Source organism: Streptomyces sp. NBC_01635 (genome assembly GCF_045209715.1).
Classification (GTDB): domain Bacteria; phylum Actinomycetota; class Actinomycetes; order Streptomycetales; family Streptomycetaceae; genus Streptomyces; species Streptomyces hirsutus.
Genome location: NZ_CP109277.1, coordinates 957,094 through 971,833, shown reverse-complemented (window position 1 = coordinate 971,833; position 14,740 = coordinate 957,094). Strand labels below are relative to the sequence as shown.

General features: G+C 74.4%; 10 protein-coding genes. 6 read left to right on the top strand and 4 right to left on the bottom strand.

The window, feature by feature from the left end; genetic code table 11:
* The first annotated feature begins 2 nt into the window (after positions 1 to 2).
* The 3 genes from OHB56_RS04770 (at position 3) to OHB56_RS04760 (ending at position 8,016) form a co-directional block, all read left to right on the top strand.
* On the top strand, positions 3 to 3,818 hold the full coding sequence (locus OHB56_RS04770) for a vWA domain-containing protein (protein ID WP_406351786.1): 3,816 nt from the start codon (positions 3 to 5) through the stop codon (positions 3,816 to 3,818).
* Entirely contained in the window at positions 3,815 to 5,659 is a 1,845-nt protein-coding gene (locus tag OHB56_RS04765; protein WP_406351784.1) for a hypothetical protein, read from the top strand. The genes OHB56_RS04770 and OHB56_RS04765 overlap by 4 nt, the downstream gene beginning before the upstream one ends.
* Positions 5,660 to 5,874: 215 nt before the next feature.
* Positions 5,875 to 8,016: a hypothetical protein gene (locus OHB56_RS04760; protein ID WP_406351782.1), complete on the top strand. Its 2,142-nt coding sequence runs from the start codon at positions 5,875 to 5,877 to the stop codon at positions 8,014 to 8,016.
* Positions 8,017 to 8,126: 110 nt separating this feature from the next.
* On the opposite strand, the gene OHB56_RS04755 is transcribed toward OHB56_RS04760, so the two are convergent.
* Complete coding sequence (locus tag OHB56_RS04755; RefSeq protein ID WP_406351780.1) at positions 8,127 to 8,273, bottom strand: hypothetical protein; 147 nt, start codon at positions 8,271 to 8,273, stop codon at positions 8,127 to 8,129.
* 120 nt (positions 8,274 to 8,393) lie between these two features.
* On the bottom strand, positions 8,394 to 9,206 hold the full coding sequence (locus OHB56_RS04750; protein ID WP_406351779.1) for a class I SAM-dependent methyltransferase: 813 nt from the start codon (positions 9,204 to 9,206) through the stop codon (positions 8,394 to 8,396).
* Positions 9,207 to 9,500: 294 nt separating this feature from the next.
* Between OHB56_RS04750 and OHB56_RS04745 the strand changes: the two genes are divergently transcribed.
* The 3 genes from OHB56_RS04745 to OHB56_RS04735 all read left to right on the top strand — a co-directional run bounded on the left by OHB56_RS04745 (position 9,501) and on the right by OHB56_RS04735 (position 13,347).
* Positions 9,501 to 12,122: a HEAT repeat domain-containing protein gene (locus tag OHB56_RS04745; protein ID WP_406351777.1), complete on the top strand. Its 2,622-nt coding sequence runs from the start codon at positions 9,501 to 9,503 to the stop codon at positions 12,120 to 12,122.
* A 206-nt stretch (positions 12,123 to 12,328) separates the two neighbouring features.
* The gene (locus tag OHB56_RS04740) at positions 12,329 to 12,940 is read left to right on the top strand and encodes a TetR/AcrR family transcriptional regulator (RefSeq protein WP_406351775.1); all 612 of its coding nucleotides are present in this window, start codon (positions 12,329 to 12,331) and stop codon (positions 12,938 to 12,940) included.
* Positions 12,937 to 13,347, top strand: coding sequence for a DUF6069 family protein (locus OHB56_RS04735; RefSeq protein ID WP_406351773.1), 411 nt, complete (start codon positions 12,937 to 12,939; stop codon positions 13,345 to 13,347). Before OHB56_RS04740 ends, OHB56_RS04735 begins: the two co-directional genes overlap by 4 nt.
* Before the next feature lie 70 nt (positions 13,348 to 13,417).
* On the opposite strand, the gene OHB56_RS04730 is transcribed toward OHB56_RS04735, so the two are convergent.
* A complete protein-coding gene (locus OHB56_RS04730) occupies positions 13,418 to 13,555 on the bottom strand; it encodes a hypothetical protein (RefSeq protein WP_406351771.1) in 138 nt (45 codons plus the stop codon).
* A gap of 43 nt (positions 13,556 to 13,598) precedes the next feature.
* Positions 13,599 to 14,624 carry a glutathione S-transferase family protein gene (locus tag OHB56_RS04725; protein WP_406351769.1) on the bottom strand — a complete coding sequence of 342 codons (1,026 nt, stop codon included), beginning with the start codon at positions 14,622 to 14,624 and terminating at the stop codon, positions 13,599 to 13,601.
* Positions 14,625 to 14,740 lie beyond the last annotated feature (116 nt).

Here is a 14,740-nt window from a genome sequence, read left to right as displayed (position 1 = left end):
GGATGAGCGAGTCGACCATCCCCGAGACGCGGTCCACCCCCGAGACGCGATCCACCACCGAGGTGTCGCCCACCGCCGGTGCGCCGGCCGCTTCCCCGGCGCAGGGCCCGGCGGCCGGGCCCGCCACCCCGGAAGCCGCGGTGGCGGCCCTCGCGGCGACCGGACCCGGGTCGCCGTTCCTGATCGGGGTACGCCACCACGCGCCCTCGCTGGCGGCCGCCCTCCCGGCACTGCTGGACGCGGCGGCCCCCGATGTCCTCCTCGTCGAACTGCCCGCCGAGTTCCAGCCCTGGCTGGGCTGGCTCGCCCACGAGGAGACCGAGGCCCCGGTGGCGCTGGCCGCCGTGCCCGCCGACGGGCCCGGGCCCAGCTCGGCAAGCGAACGGGGGCCGGCCTTCTACCCGTTCGCGGACTTCTCGCCCGAACTGGTCGCTCTGCGCTGGGCGGCGAGAAACGGGGTCCCGGCTGTGGCCTGCGATCTGCCGCTGGCCGACCGGGCGTGGGCGGAGGGCCGTCCGGACACCCCCGCCCCTGTCCCGGGCGCCGACTCCGCGCCCATGCCCGGGGAGGGACACGGGCTGTCCGCCGCGTTCCGGTCCCGGCTCACCGGCCGAGACGGCGACGACCTGTGGGACCGGCTGGTGGAGGCCCTCGCGCCCGGTTCGACACCCGAGGCGCTCCGCCGTGCCGCCCTGCTCACCGGCTGGGCGCTGCGCTACGAGGCCGAGGCGCGGGGCGGGGTGCACGGAACGGACCTGGTACGCGAGGCATGTATGCGCGGACATGTCGCCGAGGCCCTGGCGAGCGGGCGGCGGCCCGCCGTGGTGGTGGGAGCGTTCCACACCCCGGCGCTGCTGCCGTCCGCCGCCGGGGCCGACGGGGGCCCCGTACCGGACGCGCCGGACGCGTCCGCCGCCGCGCCCGAGCCGGGCGCGGACGGCCACGTGAACGGCGCTGCCGGGACGGCGGCGTGCACGGTCTCCCTGGTCCCGTACACGTACCCGCTGCTCGACTCACGGTCCGGCTACCCGGCCGGCATCCGGGACCCGGAGTGGCAGCACACCGTCCTGGACGCCGCCGGGGACCCGGCCGCGCTGCACGAGGCGCTGATCCGCACCGCGGTCCGCGTCTGCGCAGCCCTGCGCGAACAGGGCCACCCCTACGGCCCGGCGGACGGCCGGGAGATCGTCCGGGTGGCCGGTGACCTGGCCCGCCTGCGCGACCTGCCCGCCCCCGGCCGCGGTGAACTCCTGGAAGCCGTCCAGACGGTGCTGGGGCGCGGCGAGACCTACGGCACGGGCCGCGCCGTCGCCCGGGCCCTCGAACGCGTACTCGTCGGAGCCCGCACCGGACGGCCCGCGCCCGCCGCTCCGCGCAGCGGGCTGGGCCCCGCAGTCGAGGCCGAGACGGTGGCGCTCTCCCTCCCCGGTCCGGAGGACGCGCACGAGAAGACACCGCGCGACCTCCGGCTCGACCCGGCGCGCTCCACCCTGGACCGGCGCCGCGAACTGCTGCTGCGCAGGCTGACGGTGTGCGGCATCCCATACGCGCAGGAGCAGGGGGTGACCGGCGCGGCGGGCACGGAAGGACTCACGACGCGCTGGCAGGTGCGGTGGACCCCGGCGACGGCCGCGATGCTCACCGCGGCCGGGGCCCGCGGCGTCACCCCGGCCCAGGCGGCCGAGGGCGTGCTGCGGCAGCGGCACGCGGCCGAACGCGCGGAGGACGGCCCGACGGCCGCCCAGGTCGTCCGCGGCCTCACGGAGGCCGCCGAGTGCGGGCTCCCCGCCCTGGCCGACGAACGGCTGACGGAACTGGCGGCCGTACTCCCCGCGAGCGGCACCCTTCCCGAACTCCTCGCCGGGCTCGACCTGCTGGATCGCATCGACGCCGGCCACCTGCCGGGCCCGGCCACGCCCGACGACCCCTCGGCCCCGGACGCCACCGCTACCGCCTCCGCCCGTGCCGCCCGCACCGCGCGCGCGGCCGAACTCCTGACCTCGGCCGCGGTCCGCCAGGTCGACGGCCTGACCGGCTCCGAGGAGCCCGAGGACGCCCGGGCGCTGCTCGAACTGGCCCAGCGGGCCGACCGGGTGGGCGGCATCCGGCTCACCGACGCCCTCGCCCGGCTGGCCGCCGACGGCACCCCGTTGATCGCCGCGGCCGCCGGAGCAGTCAGGGTGCTCACGGGCCACGAAGAGGCCGAGACCTTCGGGGGGCGCGTCGCCTCCTGGGTGGACGGAGCCGTGGACAGCACCTCCCGGGCCGCGCTCACCGCCCGTCTCACCGGCGTCCTGACGGTGGCGGGCCCGCTCCTGACCGTCGGCGTCGGTGCCCTGGACCCCTTGCTGCACCGGGTCGTCGAGCTGGACGACACCGCGTTCCTGGCCCGGCTGCCGGCCCTGCGCGGTGGCTTCGACACCCTGAGCCCGGCAGCCCGGGACCGGCTGCTGGACACCGTCGAGGAGCGGCTGGGCGAACGGGTGGACGACCTCGACGCGGACGATCCGGCCGAGCTGGCCCGCCGAACGGCCGCCGACCTCGCGGCCCGCGAGCTCCTGACCGGCCTCGGCCTGCCCGTCCCGCCACCCCCGCACGACGACCGGTTCCCACCGCTGTCCGGCCGCCCCGCCGCAACGCGCCCCACCGTCACACCCGCCACCGCACCCTCCACCGAGGCCACCCCCGCGCGGACCCTCGGGCCCGCCGACCGGTGGCGGCTCGTGCTCGGCCGGCGTCCCGACCGACTGCCTCCCGGCGCCGCCCGCCTGGCGACCGCTCTGGACGAGCTCTACGGCGCGGGACACGGCGAGGGATCCCGCGGCGGCCTGCCCGGCCCCCGTCACGGCGGCGGCTCCGGACCGCGCGGCGGCCGGGAACCGTCGTTCCCCGGCGTCCGCGAGTGGTCCGAGGAACTGGCCGCGCTGTTCGGTCCCGGCATCCGCGAGGAGGTCCTCGCCGCCGCAGCCGGGACAGGTCGGCAGGACGTCCTCGCCGAACTCGACCCGGCGGCCGCCACCCCCTCCGTGGAACTGCTCCGGACGATCCTGCGGTACGCCGGCGGCCTCCCCGAAGCCCGCCTTGCGGCGCTCCGGCCCCTGGTCCGCCACCTGGTCGACGAACTGACCCGGCAGCTCGCCACCCGGCTGCGACCCGCCCTCACCGGCACGATGCTGGCCCGGCCCACCCGCCGTCCCGGTGGCCGACTGGACCTGCCGCGCACGCTGCGCGCCAACCTCGCCACCGCCCGCCGGACGGCCGACGGAACGGTCCAGGTGATCCCCGAGAAGCCGGTGTTCCGCAGTCGCGTCCGCCGATCGGCCGACTGGCGCCTGATCCTGGTCACCGACGTCTCCGGATCCATGGAGGCGTCCACGATCTGGTCCGCGCTGACCGCCTCCGTGCTCGCCGGGGTGCCGACCCTGAGCACCCATTTCCTGGCTTTCTCCACGGAGGTCGTCGACCTCACCGGCCATGTGCACGATCCCCTCTCCCTCCTGCTGGAGGTGAGCGTCGGCGGGGGCACGCACATCGCCGCCGGGCTGCGGCACGCCCGCAGCCTGATCGCGGTGCCCACCCGCACCCTCGTCGTCGTCATCAGCGACTTCGAGGAGGGGGCGCCGCTCGGCGGACTGCTGGCCGAGGTGCGGGCCCTGGTGACCACCGGCTGCCACGTCCTCGGGTGCGCGAGTCTCGACGACGCCGGCCGGCCCCGCTACTCGACGGGCGTCGCCGGGCAGCTCGTGGCCGCCGGCATGCCCGTGGCGGCCCTCAGCCCACTCGAACTGGCCCGCTGGATAGGGGAGAAGACCGTATGACCGCCGCCCAGTTGCCACCCGTCGCGCCGGAGGTCACAGCCACGCTGGTGGAGGACCTCTCGCCCCGGCTGCGCAAGCGGCTGGACGCGGCAGTCACCAAACTCGGCGCCCGCCCGACGCACCGTGTCGGGGACACGGTGACGATCGCGGTCGACGACGAGACCGAGTTGCGCCTGCACGCCCCGGGCGGTGTGGTGGCGATGGTGGACGCCATCACCTGCGGTTGCCTTCTCGCCCCGGCATGCGTCCACCGCGCGGCCGCCGCCTGCGCCGCCCCCACGGCGGACCCGGCGCCGGAGCTCGCCGACCAGCCCACCCGGGCGGTCCCCGAACCCGCCTCCGCAACGGACTCCGCCCCCACCCCCGACTCCGCCTCCTCGCCCGAGGTGGCGAGCCCAGCCCAGCGTGCCGCGGCCGACGCCCTGTGGTCGGCGGGCGCCGCCGTGCTGGAGGCCGGCGTCGACGGGGCCGGCGCCGTCACCCAGTCGGCCCTCCTCCGCGCCGCGCACACCGCCCGGCTCCGGCACCTGCCGCGCGCCGCGGGCGCCGCGCTGTCCGTCGTCACGCTGCTGCGCGCGGCGCGCGGCGGGGACCCGTCCTACCGCACCGCCGACCTCGTCACGGCCCTGGCCGAACTCCTGGGCACCGCACACCGGGTGGGGACGGCGTCCGGGGCGGAGCTGGCCGCCGTCAGAGGCCGCGCGCGCCGCCCGTACAGCCCGGACGGCTCGCTGCGCCTGTACGGCCTGTTCACCGAACCCGTGGTCACCGACTCGGGGCACGGCGGCGTCCGCACCTGGGTCGCCGGAGCCGACGGCCGCCTCTGCACGGTCGGCGACGTGGCACCCGGCGGCGTCGGGCGCGCCCTGGGCGTGGCCGACCGGGCCGTGCGCCTGGGGGACAGCGCGCTCACCCACCGGGAGCTGGGCCGAGCCGGCCTGGCGGTCTCGGGGGCGACGGTCTCACCGGACGGCAGACTGGGCGCTGGGAAGGGCGTCAAGGCCGTTACCGCCCGGGGCGCGGCGTGGACGGAGCCGCCGCTCGCCGCCCTGTGGGAGACGCCGCCGTCCGAACAGGCCGCCCGCGCCCTGCGGTCCACCTCCCGCTACGCGGACCCGGACGGCGGCGGTAGCGACCTGCTCTTCCTGGACGTCGAACTCCTCGGCGCCGTAAGGGAATCGGGCGACACCTGCCTGCTCGCGCGGTGCGAGGGAGGCATTTCCGTCCGGCTCACTGTCGCCGATGACGACCCCGCGCTGGCCCACCGCGACAACCTGATGCTGCTGGCCACGGCGCCGGGGACACGGCTGAGGATCATCGGCCGCCTGGTGCCCGCCCTCCACCCCCGGCTCGCCCTCCTCGCCTGCTCGCACCCCACCGGCGAGGGCACGATCGACCTCGGCCTCGACCGCCTGCGCCGCGCCGACCTCCCGGATCCGGCCGCCCCCGTGCACCCCGCCCCGCCACAGCCCGAAGGGTCCGGCGCGCACTCGCCCCTGTACCTCCTGGAGCGCCGGGTCGAACAGACGGTCCCGGCGGGCCGCGCCGCCCTCGGCATGCTCGGCGACGTCACCGCCGAGGCCCGCCGCATCCGCCGCGCGGGCCTCCCCACGGCCGCCGGACTCCTCACGGCCCTGTGCACCTCGGCGGCCCAACGCGATCGCGACCTCTTCGGCCGCCTCCTTCCTGCCGACACCGACGGCTTCGCCACCTACTGGCTCACCGCCGCCCGTTACACGGCCGATGTGGCCGAGTCCCTGTGCGCGGCAGCCTGGGAACCGACGCAGGAGGGCCCGGCCGCGGCGCCATCCGTCCCGGACCAGGGGCCAGGACGGCCGTGAAGTTCCCCCTCTGAGCTGGACAGCCTGATACTGGGACGGAAGGTTCCGGAGGAAGCAGTCCAGGCAGCGAGCAAGAAGAGCAAGCGGTACACGGCCGAGTTCCAGCGCGACGTGGTCGCGCTGGTGTACTCGTCTCACTCGCTCGATCGGGCTAACCTCGGGCCCGGAAGGATCACCGGGGCCGCCCGCACTCATACGCTCCACGGGTGACTCGCATGAACGCCTTGAACACCGGCCGCGACGACTTCCTCAGCTGGGCGACGGGGGAGAGAGGCGTCGCACTGCCGGCGCGCCTCACGGACGCTGTGCTGACGATGCTCGCGCTGCGCGGAGCGGACCGCAGGGCGGGCGTGCCGGAGCCGACCCCCGGCCTGCTGCGGCAGGTGCTGCACGAGGACCTGCCGCAGCTGCTGTGCGCCGGCGACGACGAGCTGGACGCCCTGCCCGGCGTCCTCGGCACCCTCGCCGACCGGGTCCGGGCAGCGGGCCGGCTCAACGCCAAGCGTCACGCGCGCCTGCTCGCCGTCGTCGAGGACGCCGTGCCCGGCTTCCGCCGCGCCATGGCGGACCCGGCGAATCTGACCTGGCACCGCTGGTACGCGTCGCTGCTGACCGCCGACGGTGTCGACCCGGACGACCCCGCCGCCGTGGGGGCCTGGCTCGACGCCCACGAGAGCACACCGCACGCCGACCGGCCGACCCTGCCCGAGCCACTGCACCGTTCCGACCTCGCGGAACGGACGTTCTCCGTGCGGATCCGTCTCGGCGAGGCGCTGCTCGCCGCGTTCGCCCGCGACACCCGCGAGGCATCACCGGCGGGCCCGTTGCTGCCCGCACCGCCGCTGGACGACCGACGCCCCGACGACGCGCTCGGCAGTGAACTGGAGCGCATCGCCGATGCGTTGACCGACCGGTGGACCGCGGCGGGGCTTACGGAGGCGTTCGCCGCCCGGCACGCCGCACTCGCCCCCGCCCCGGAGACGATGCCGCACGTCGCGCTCGCCGACCGCATGCTCGACGAACACCTCGACTACTACGGCGACTCGTCCGTCCCGCTGCCGCCCCCGCCGGCGGTCCCTTCGCCCGACGAGATCCGGGACCTGCTGCACGCCGCCCCGCTCCCCGCGGCGCTCGCGGCCGGGACCTTCGACGACGAACTGCGCGACGTCGCGGAACGCTGCGGCCTGCCCGGTCCCGCCACCACCGTGTGGGCCGACGGCACCCCGCAGGAGCTGCTCGAGCTGGCCGCCGACGTCCTGGCCGCCCAGGCCGAACGGCTGCCGCTGGTCACCGGCCCGCAGGAGGCGTACTCGTTCGACGCGGCGCACCTCCTCTACTCGCTGTACGAACGCGGCAGCACCCCCGACTCGGTCGCCCGCAAGATCGCCGACGCGAAGTCCGACGGCCTGCCGCCCGAACTGGAGGACGCTCCGACGCCCGTGTCGCGCAACGCCCCCGATGCCTACGAGCTCCCGTCGCCCGAGGAGCTGTCCCCACTCCTCGGGATGCCCGCCGTCACGGACGCCGACCGCGCCGAACTCGACGCCCCCGCACACGACCTGGCGTCACTCGTGGACCAACTGGCCGCCACCGGTTGCGTCTTCCGTACCGGCGACACCTACGGGCTCACCCCGCTCGGCGCCGCCGTCATGCGCCACGTGCTCACCGCCGGCCATGTGGCCGCCCCCGACCAGGAAACCGTGGCGGAGTGGAACGCGGCCGAGACCGTGGCCGCCACCCGCCACTGGCCCACCCGGATCGCCGCCGCCACGCTTGCCGCGTGGGCCGCGCACCGCGGTGGCACGGACGCGGCATGGGGCGAACTGCTCGGCGCCGTCTCCGATGCCAAGGCCGACGAGGCCTATGCCGCCCGCACGTCCGAGTACTTCGCCCGCCTCGATGTCGCCGCGATCCCCGACACGGTGCTGCGCGCCGCGCTCACCGACCCGGTGACCGGGGCCGCAGCCCGCGGGCTGCTGCTGGCCCGGGGAGAGTCCGTCCCCGAGGACACGGTTCCCCTCACCGCCCGCGCCACGGTGCTCGTCGAGGAGCTGGACCAGCGCTGGATCGACGACATGCTCGACCATATGAAGCGCCGGTACGACGCGGACGAGACGGGCATCCCGGGCGCGGCCGACATCCCGCCGACGACCCTGCTCCCCGCCTTCGACACGGCGGCCACCGCCTGGCCCGGCGGCGCTGCAGCCCTCGCCGACGCCCTGGCCGAGGCGGACCCGGGCACGTCGCTGCGCATCCTGGACACCCTGCACGCCCACCACCCGGACCGCACGGTGGCAGACGCGGCGGCCCACGCGAAGAAGACGGCGCAGCGGACATCGTCCGGGCGCCGCCGCTGACATGCCCCGGCCCCGGCCGGCAGCCTGCGGGCACCCCCACCCTGCTGCGTACCGACGCCTGGGCCCGGCAGGGCTTTGCCAGGGTGACGGTCGGGGAGTCTGGCGGGGAATCAGTCTTTGGCGGCGGCGGCGGCGGCGGTCGTGGCGTGGGGCAGGAGGCCGTTGAGGAGTTCCTGGACGACTTCGAGTCGGGCGGCGCCCAGGGCTTGCGGATTCGCTGCGGTCTGTCCGGCGGTGATGAGCCGGGCGAGCCGCACCGTTGCAGTGAGCAGAGCCGGTGGGATCGATCTTGCTCTGGTGGGCTGCGTGGCCCCCCGGTCGCCATCACGGGAAAGGGGCGGTACGCACGACCGACCTCTCCCGTCCCAGGCGGATCTTCAGGGCCTGGTGGCGATGACCGCCTCGGTATGGATCACCTCGTCAAACCGGCCGGACGGGGAGAAGGCGAGCAGCGCTGCGCGCAGGTCCTGCTCGAAGGCGTCCTTCTTCTCGCCGAGCCGGGCGGGGCTGGAGTAGGAGAGACTGAAGACCCAGCCGAGGACCTCGTCCACGGTGCGGGTCAGGGTGTGGTCCCAGCGTGCGGTGTCGACCTGGGAGAACGGGCTGCGGGCGAGGACGTCCTGGTGGCGTTCCTCGGGGTGGGAGGAGGCGCCGGAGCCGGCGCGGCGCTCGGGACCGAGGTAGCGGATGCGGACCTCGTCGACGACCTGCCGCCATGGGGCGGGCTCGAGGTCGCCGGGGGCGCCGCGGGAGGCGAGGACGATCGCTCCGCCCGGCTCGATGAGCCGGTCGAGGTCTCGGGCGACCCGGTCGCGGTCCATCCAGTGATACGCCGCGCCCATGACGGTGAGCAGCACGGGCCCGATGGAGATCGCCGGGAGCGTTGTGGAGTCGCCCTCGCGCCAGGTGATGTTGGTGATGCCGTGCTCGGCGGCCAGGCGGCGGCCCTCTTCGAGCATGCCCTTCTCGGGGTCGACGGCGATGACCTCGCCGACGAGCGGGGCGAGTTCGAGGGCGATGACGCCGGGGCCGGCGCCGAGATCGAGGGCGCACTGGGTGCCGTCCAGGCCGAAGCGCTCGGCGAGCAGGGTGTAGAACTCGGGCGCGTAGCGGGGCCGGAAGGCGGCGTAGTACGGCACGGTGGACGCGAACAGCTCTCCGGGCGTGTGCGAGGGGGTGGAGGAGGTCACGGGTCCAGTCTCCCGCGGTGGTGCGGTCAGGGGCGGGTGATCGGTCAACGAGCCGGAGCACCGGCCAGGTGCTGCCACCAGTCGGTGAAGGGGCGGCACCGGAGCCCTCGCGGGCGACGGAGCCGTCGGGGCGGCGGTCGCGGGCGCCGAGGAGCTGCCGCTCGACGGCGCCGAGGTCCGGCCGGTCGAGGAGGGCGAGGCCGGCCAGAGCCGGGTCCTGCTTCCGTGCAGCCGCCAAGAGAAGAGGAAGCCTGCCTGGAGGGTTTGTCAGTGTCCTGCGGCAGAGTGCCGTGCATGATCAATGATGTGGACGGTATCGACTGGTCGTCGATGGGGCATGCGTACGGGCCGGCCGTGGACGTTCCGGTGTGGCTCCGGGGGATGGCCTCACCCGATCCCGGGGTCCGGGAGAGGGCGCTCGGCGATTTCTACAGTGCGGCCCATCATCAGGGCGACGTGTACGCGTGCACGGCGGCGAGTCTGCCGTTCCTGTTCGCGCTGGCCGACGATCCCGCGACCCCCGATCGTGCCTCGATCGTCGAGTTGCTGGTGAGTATCGGACGTGAATCCGTGGATCGCGATGACGGCGGCGTTCGATGCGCACCGGACGGCACCATCTCGACGGCATGCACGGACAGTGCGGCGATGATGCGCGACCGCTCCGAAGCGTTCGTCGCCCATGCGGCCGACGTGGATCCGGGCGTGCGGCGTGCGGCGATCGCGGGCCTGGGCCTCTTCCTCGACGATGCCGACCGCGCGGTCGACGTCCTCCGCTCCCGGTTGCCCGCCGCGTCCGGGATCATCGAACGGCTGCTCGTGGTCAAGACGATGGCCGACTTGGCGCTGCGGCTGCCTGCAGCGTGGACCGTCGCCACCGCCTGGCTCCGCGGTCTGGCCGATGACGCCTCGGCGGATCCCGATGTCCGGCTCGCCGCTCTCGTCCACCACGCCCGCTGCGTCCCGGAAGCCGTCGGCGACGACACCGTACCGGTGGCGATCGACCTGCTGCACCGACTCACCCCCGCCCCGCAGCCCAAGACCGACGAAAAGCTGCGCCGGGCCGGTTCCGGTTCCGGTACCTGCGTGTGTACCCCCGCCCCTGACACGGCGTCCCCGGACGCTCCGCCACAGATCGTCGCCGCGTTCGCCGACATGGAACGGCACAACCGTGTCCACGCGCCCACCACCCCACTGCTGCGCACTCTCCACAGGGTGCTGGACCACCGCGTGCCCGAGCGCACGACCTTGCTCACCGAGCAACTGCGCAGTCCCGACCCGGCCACCCGCTTCGACGCGATCGGCATGGCCCAGGACCTGATCGGCTCCTGGCGCGGGAACCACGCCCGCCTCGTCACGCTCATCGCGGAGTGTCTGCTCCCCGAGGACCCGTACACCGCCGTGGCTGCGGCGGAGACCCTCGGATCTCTCGTACCCGTCACGGACGTCGCCCGCGAAGCCCTCGCCGCCTTCGTCGCCGCACAGCGCACCGCGCACGGACCGGATGTGTGGGCGGCGCCCGATCCGCTGCTGCGCCGTGCCCACCAGGAGGCCGTGACGGCACTGGCACGTCTCGACGACCCGCGCGCTCTGCCCGGGCTGCTGACGGCACTGGACTCGGACGTCGACGCCTGGCGCGCTGTTCAGGTCGCAGGCCATCTGCGGCGGGGCGCCGAAGAACTGGTGCCGCGGCTGTGCCGGCGCCTTGCCGCCGTCGACTTCTCCCAGCAGGCGCCCGGCTTCAGTGGCGGAAGCCTGACCTCTGCGCTGGCCGCGCTCGGCGACCCGGGCGCCGTCCCCGCGATCACGCAGGCGGTCACCGCCGCGGTCCGTCATGAGCAGTGGCATTCCGCCGCCTCAGCGCTGGAGGCGCTCGCGTCGTTCGGCACCGACGCCGGTCCGGCCCTGGACGTGGTCCGTCCGCTGGCCGACGCGCCGGACGTGGACCTCCGGGCAGCCGCGACGGCCGCTCTGTGGGCGCTCGAACGCGACCCGGCGGACATCGTGCCCCGACTGCACGACCTGCTCGGCAGCTATTGCCACCGCGATGCTGCTGACGCGCTGGGCCGAATCGGCCCGGCCGCCGTGACCGCACTGCCGCGGCTGAAGGAGATGATGACCGCCGGCTACGAATGGACCCGTCTCCACGCCGCCATCGCGGTGTGGGACATCACCGGTGAGGCGGAGGCCGACAGCGTCATCGGCACACTGCTCGAGGTGTGGGAGAAGAACGAGGCGACCGCGTACCACATCGTGACGTTCCTGAGCCGCATGGGCCCCGCGGCGGCACCGGCCCTGCCCCGGCTTCGGGCGGAACTTGCCCGCGCCCGTCGCGGCCGGGGCGTCGCCCACGACGAAGAAGTGCAACGCACCTGCCGCATCCTCCGGCTGCGCCTCGCCGCGCTGCAGGACCGGGAACGGAAACACTGGGAACTGGTTCCGGGCGCCGGTGTGGGTCCGTTGCGCCTCGGGATGTCCCCGGCCGAGGTCGCCCACGCGCTCCAGGAATCCGCGACACCGGTGGGCGGTCCCTGCGCGCAGGAGGACTTCGCCACCGCAGGAGTGAGTGTCTTCTACGACGACGCAGGACACCTCGCATGCATCGCGCTCGGCGCGGCCACCGGTCCCCAGACCACCCTCGCAGGCGTCCCCTTGGCGGGGAGGGATCCCGGGCAGATGGAGCAGTGGCTCTTGGAAGACTACGCCGCCGAGCATGAGGGATCGATCCTGTTCACTCCCGACGGATCGTTCGCCCTGACCGACCTCGGCCTCCTCATACGGACGCAGCAGATCGGCGGCACACGTCTCACGCGGCCGCTCATCGTGATCGAGGACTGGTTCGAGTCGACGTACCACCGCGATCACCTACCGCTGGAGGGCTCCCCACCGCAGGACGGGTACAGCGCGGAACTCGGGTGACCGGCCGGGCTCACGACCTGCACCGGAGCCCCGAAGCCGGCCCCGGGAGCTTGCGGCCTGGGAACCCGTACACCACTTCCTAGTACTCCAGTCGCAGTTGTGGATCTTGGTGGGCTGCCATCGGTAAGCAGCCGAGTGTGGAAAAGTGAGCGGAGTGAGCACTCACTCATTGACGGAGTGAGTCCTCACTCCGTACTCTCGTGGTCATGACAGCACCTAAGGAGAACCCGACCACCCGCCGCCGCGCCCCCGGCATGTCGCCGGAGCGGCGCCGCGAAATGATCATCCAGACCGCGATCCCGCTGATCGCCGAGTACGGCGCCGCGGTGACGACCGCGAAGATCGCCCGCGCCGCGGGCATCGGCGAGGGCACGATCTTCCGGGTCTTCGCCGACAAGGACGAGCTGCTGCAGGCCTGCGTGGCCGAGGCGCTCTCCCCCGAGCACGCGGTCCGCGAGCTCGACGCGATCGACGTGTCCCAGCCGCTGCCCGACCGGCTCGCGGAGGCGGCCGAGGCGCTGCAGGCGCATCTGTCCCGGATGGGCGCGATCGCCGGCTCGCTGGGGCATCGCGGCGGCAAGCACCCCGGCACGGTGCGCGGCGCGGGCCGCGACGAGTCGACGACCCGTATCCGCGCGGCCCTCGCGGAGCTGCTGGAGCCCGACAAGGCCGCCCTGCGCCGGTCGCCGGAGCAGATCGCGGCCCTCTTCTTCGGGCTGCTCTTCACCCAGCCGCGTACGGAGGACGAGCCCGACCTGACCCCGCAGGAGCTGGTGGAGGTCTTCCTGTACGGGGCGCTCTCGGGGGGCGCCGAGTGAGCGCGCGGAGAAGGCGCCTGGGGGTTACGGCCCTGGCCGTCCTGGCCCCCGTCCTGGTGTGGCTGGTCGCGGACCCCCTGCTGGGGCGCCGGCTGCGGATCGCCGACGGCGAGCAGACACTCGACATCGGCGCCGTGCCCGTGGCGGTCGTCGCACTGCTCGCGTCGCTCTCCGGCTGGGGACTGCTGGCCGCCCTGGAGCGGTTCGGGGCGCGGCGCGCCCGCGCCGTCTGGACCGGGGTGGCCGGCGCCGTACTGGCCGTGTCTTTCCTGCCGTTCATCGGCGACGGCATGGACGGCGGCACCCGGGTCTCCCTCGCTCTGATGCACCTGGCGGTGGCGGCGGTGCTGATCCCGGGGCTGGGCGGCAGGTCCCCCGGGGCGGGAGCCGGTGCCGCCAGGGGGTGACCGCCGGCACCAAGTGCGCCGCGAACAGCACCGGATGGAGGCAGCCCTGCCAGAACGTCGCGCGGCCGTGTCAGGCTTCGGTGGGCAGGCTGGTCCTGCCGGTGATCTGGTGCCAGGTCTCGAAGCGGCGGTGCATCCCGGCGCGGTACTGAGGAGCGGTGAGACGGTGGCGTCGGGGCCTGAAGTGCGGTGAGGTCGCGCTGAACACGGACAGGAACCACTGTGTCCCGGTGCCTGGGTGGGTCCGAGCGTCAGGGGCGGCCCCGCGTGGCTGTCTCCCCGTCCGCGCGGACCGGCTCAGGCGGCGTTCCGTCGCCGAACGGCCGGCCGCCCAGGTCCTCGCGGTGGTGCGGGGCCGACCAGCCGGAAAGATCGGGGCCCAGGGGCACGATGCCGGTCGGGTTGATGCCGGTATGCACCTGGTAGTAGTGCCGTTTGATGTGGTCGAAGTCGACGGTGTCGCCGAAGCCGGGCGTCTGGTAGAGATCGCGGACGTACGCCCACAGCACCCGGTTCTCCGTCAGTTTCCAGCGGTTGCACTTGAAGTGGCCGTGATAGACGGCATCGAACCGCACCAGCGTGGTGAACAGCCGGATGTCCGCCTCCGTGATCGTGTCGCCGACGAGGTACCGCTGCCCCGCTAGCCGCCGCGCCAGGAGTTCGAGCCGCCGGAACACGCCCGTGCACGCCACCTCGTACTCCTGCTGACCGGTGGCGAAGCCCGCCCGGTACACCCCGTTGTTCACATCGTCGAACACCTCCGCCATCACCACGTCGATCTCGTCGCGCCGCTTCTCGGGATACAGGTCGGGCGCGCCTGCACGGTGCAGTGCCGTCCACTCGGTGGCGAAGTCGAGAGTGATCTGCTGGTAGTCGTTGGTGACCAGCTGCCCGCCGGCCACCTCCACGATCGCGGGGACGCTCACCCCGCCCGGGTAGTCCGTCTCCCGCCGGTCGTACGCCTCGCTCAGATACCGGATGCCGAGAACCGGATCACGGCCGCCCGGGTCCAGGGTGAAGCGCCAGCTGCGGTCGTCCTGGACCGGGTCGGCGACGGCCAGGGACAGCGCGTCCTCCAGACCGAGCAGCCGACGGGACACCAGCGCCCGGCTCGCCCACGGGCAGGCACGGCTGACGACGAGCCGGTAGCGCCCGGCCTCCACCGGCCACCCGTCCCTGCCGTCCGCGGTGATCCGGTCCGCGAAGTGGGCCCTCGACCGTTTGAACGCCTTCCGGCCGTAGGCGCTGTTGCCGCCGGCCCTCTCGTCGCGGCTCATGATGTCCTCCTCCTCGTCGCTTCGAACCCCGGTGAGCGCGTTCCCCGTTTTCGGCGGTCGGCACGGTGTGACCGGAGCAACCGGCCGAGGTGAGTACACGATCGGATCGCAGGACC

What these genes read in the sequence shown, in the direction of transcription:
- OHB56_RS04770 (WP_406351786.1), top strand. Translation starts at nt 3, where the DNA reads ATGAGCGAGTCGACCATCCCCGAGACGCGGTCCACCCCCGAGACGCGA.
- OHB56_RS04765 (WP_406351784.1), top strand. Translation starts at nt 3,815, where the DNA reads ATGACCGCCGCCCAGTTGCCACCCGTCGCGCCGGAGGTCACAGCCACG.
- OHB56_RS04760 (WP_406351782.1), top strand. Translation starts at nt 5,875, where the DNA reads ATGAACGCCTTGAACACCGGCCGCGACGACTTCCTCAGCTGGGCGACG.
- OHB56_RS04745 (WP_406351777.1), top strand. Translation starts at nt 9,501, where the DNA reads ATGATCAATGATGTGGACGGTATCGACTGGTCGTCGATGGGGCATGCG.
- OHB56_RS04740 (WP_406351775.1), top strand. Translation starts at nt 12,329, where the DNA reads ATGACAGCACCTAAGGAGAACCCGACCACCCGCCGCCGCGCCCCCGGC.
- OHB56_RS04725 (WP_406351769.1), bottom strand. Translation starts at nt 14,624, where the DNA reads ATGAGCCGCGACGAGAGGGCCGGCGGCAACAGCGCCTACGGCCGGAAG.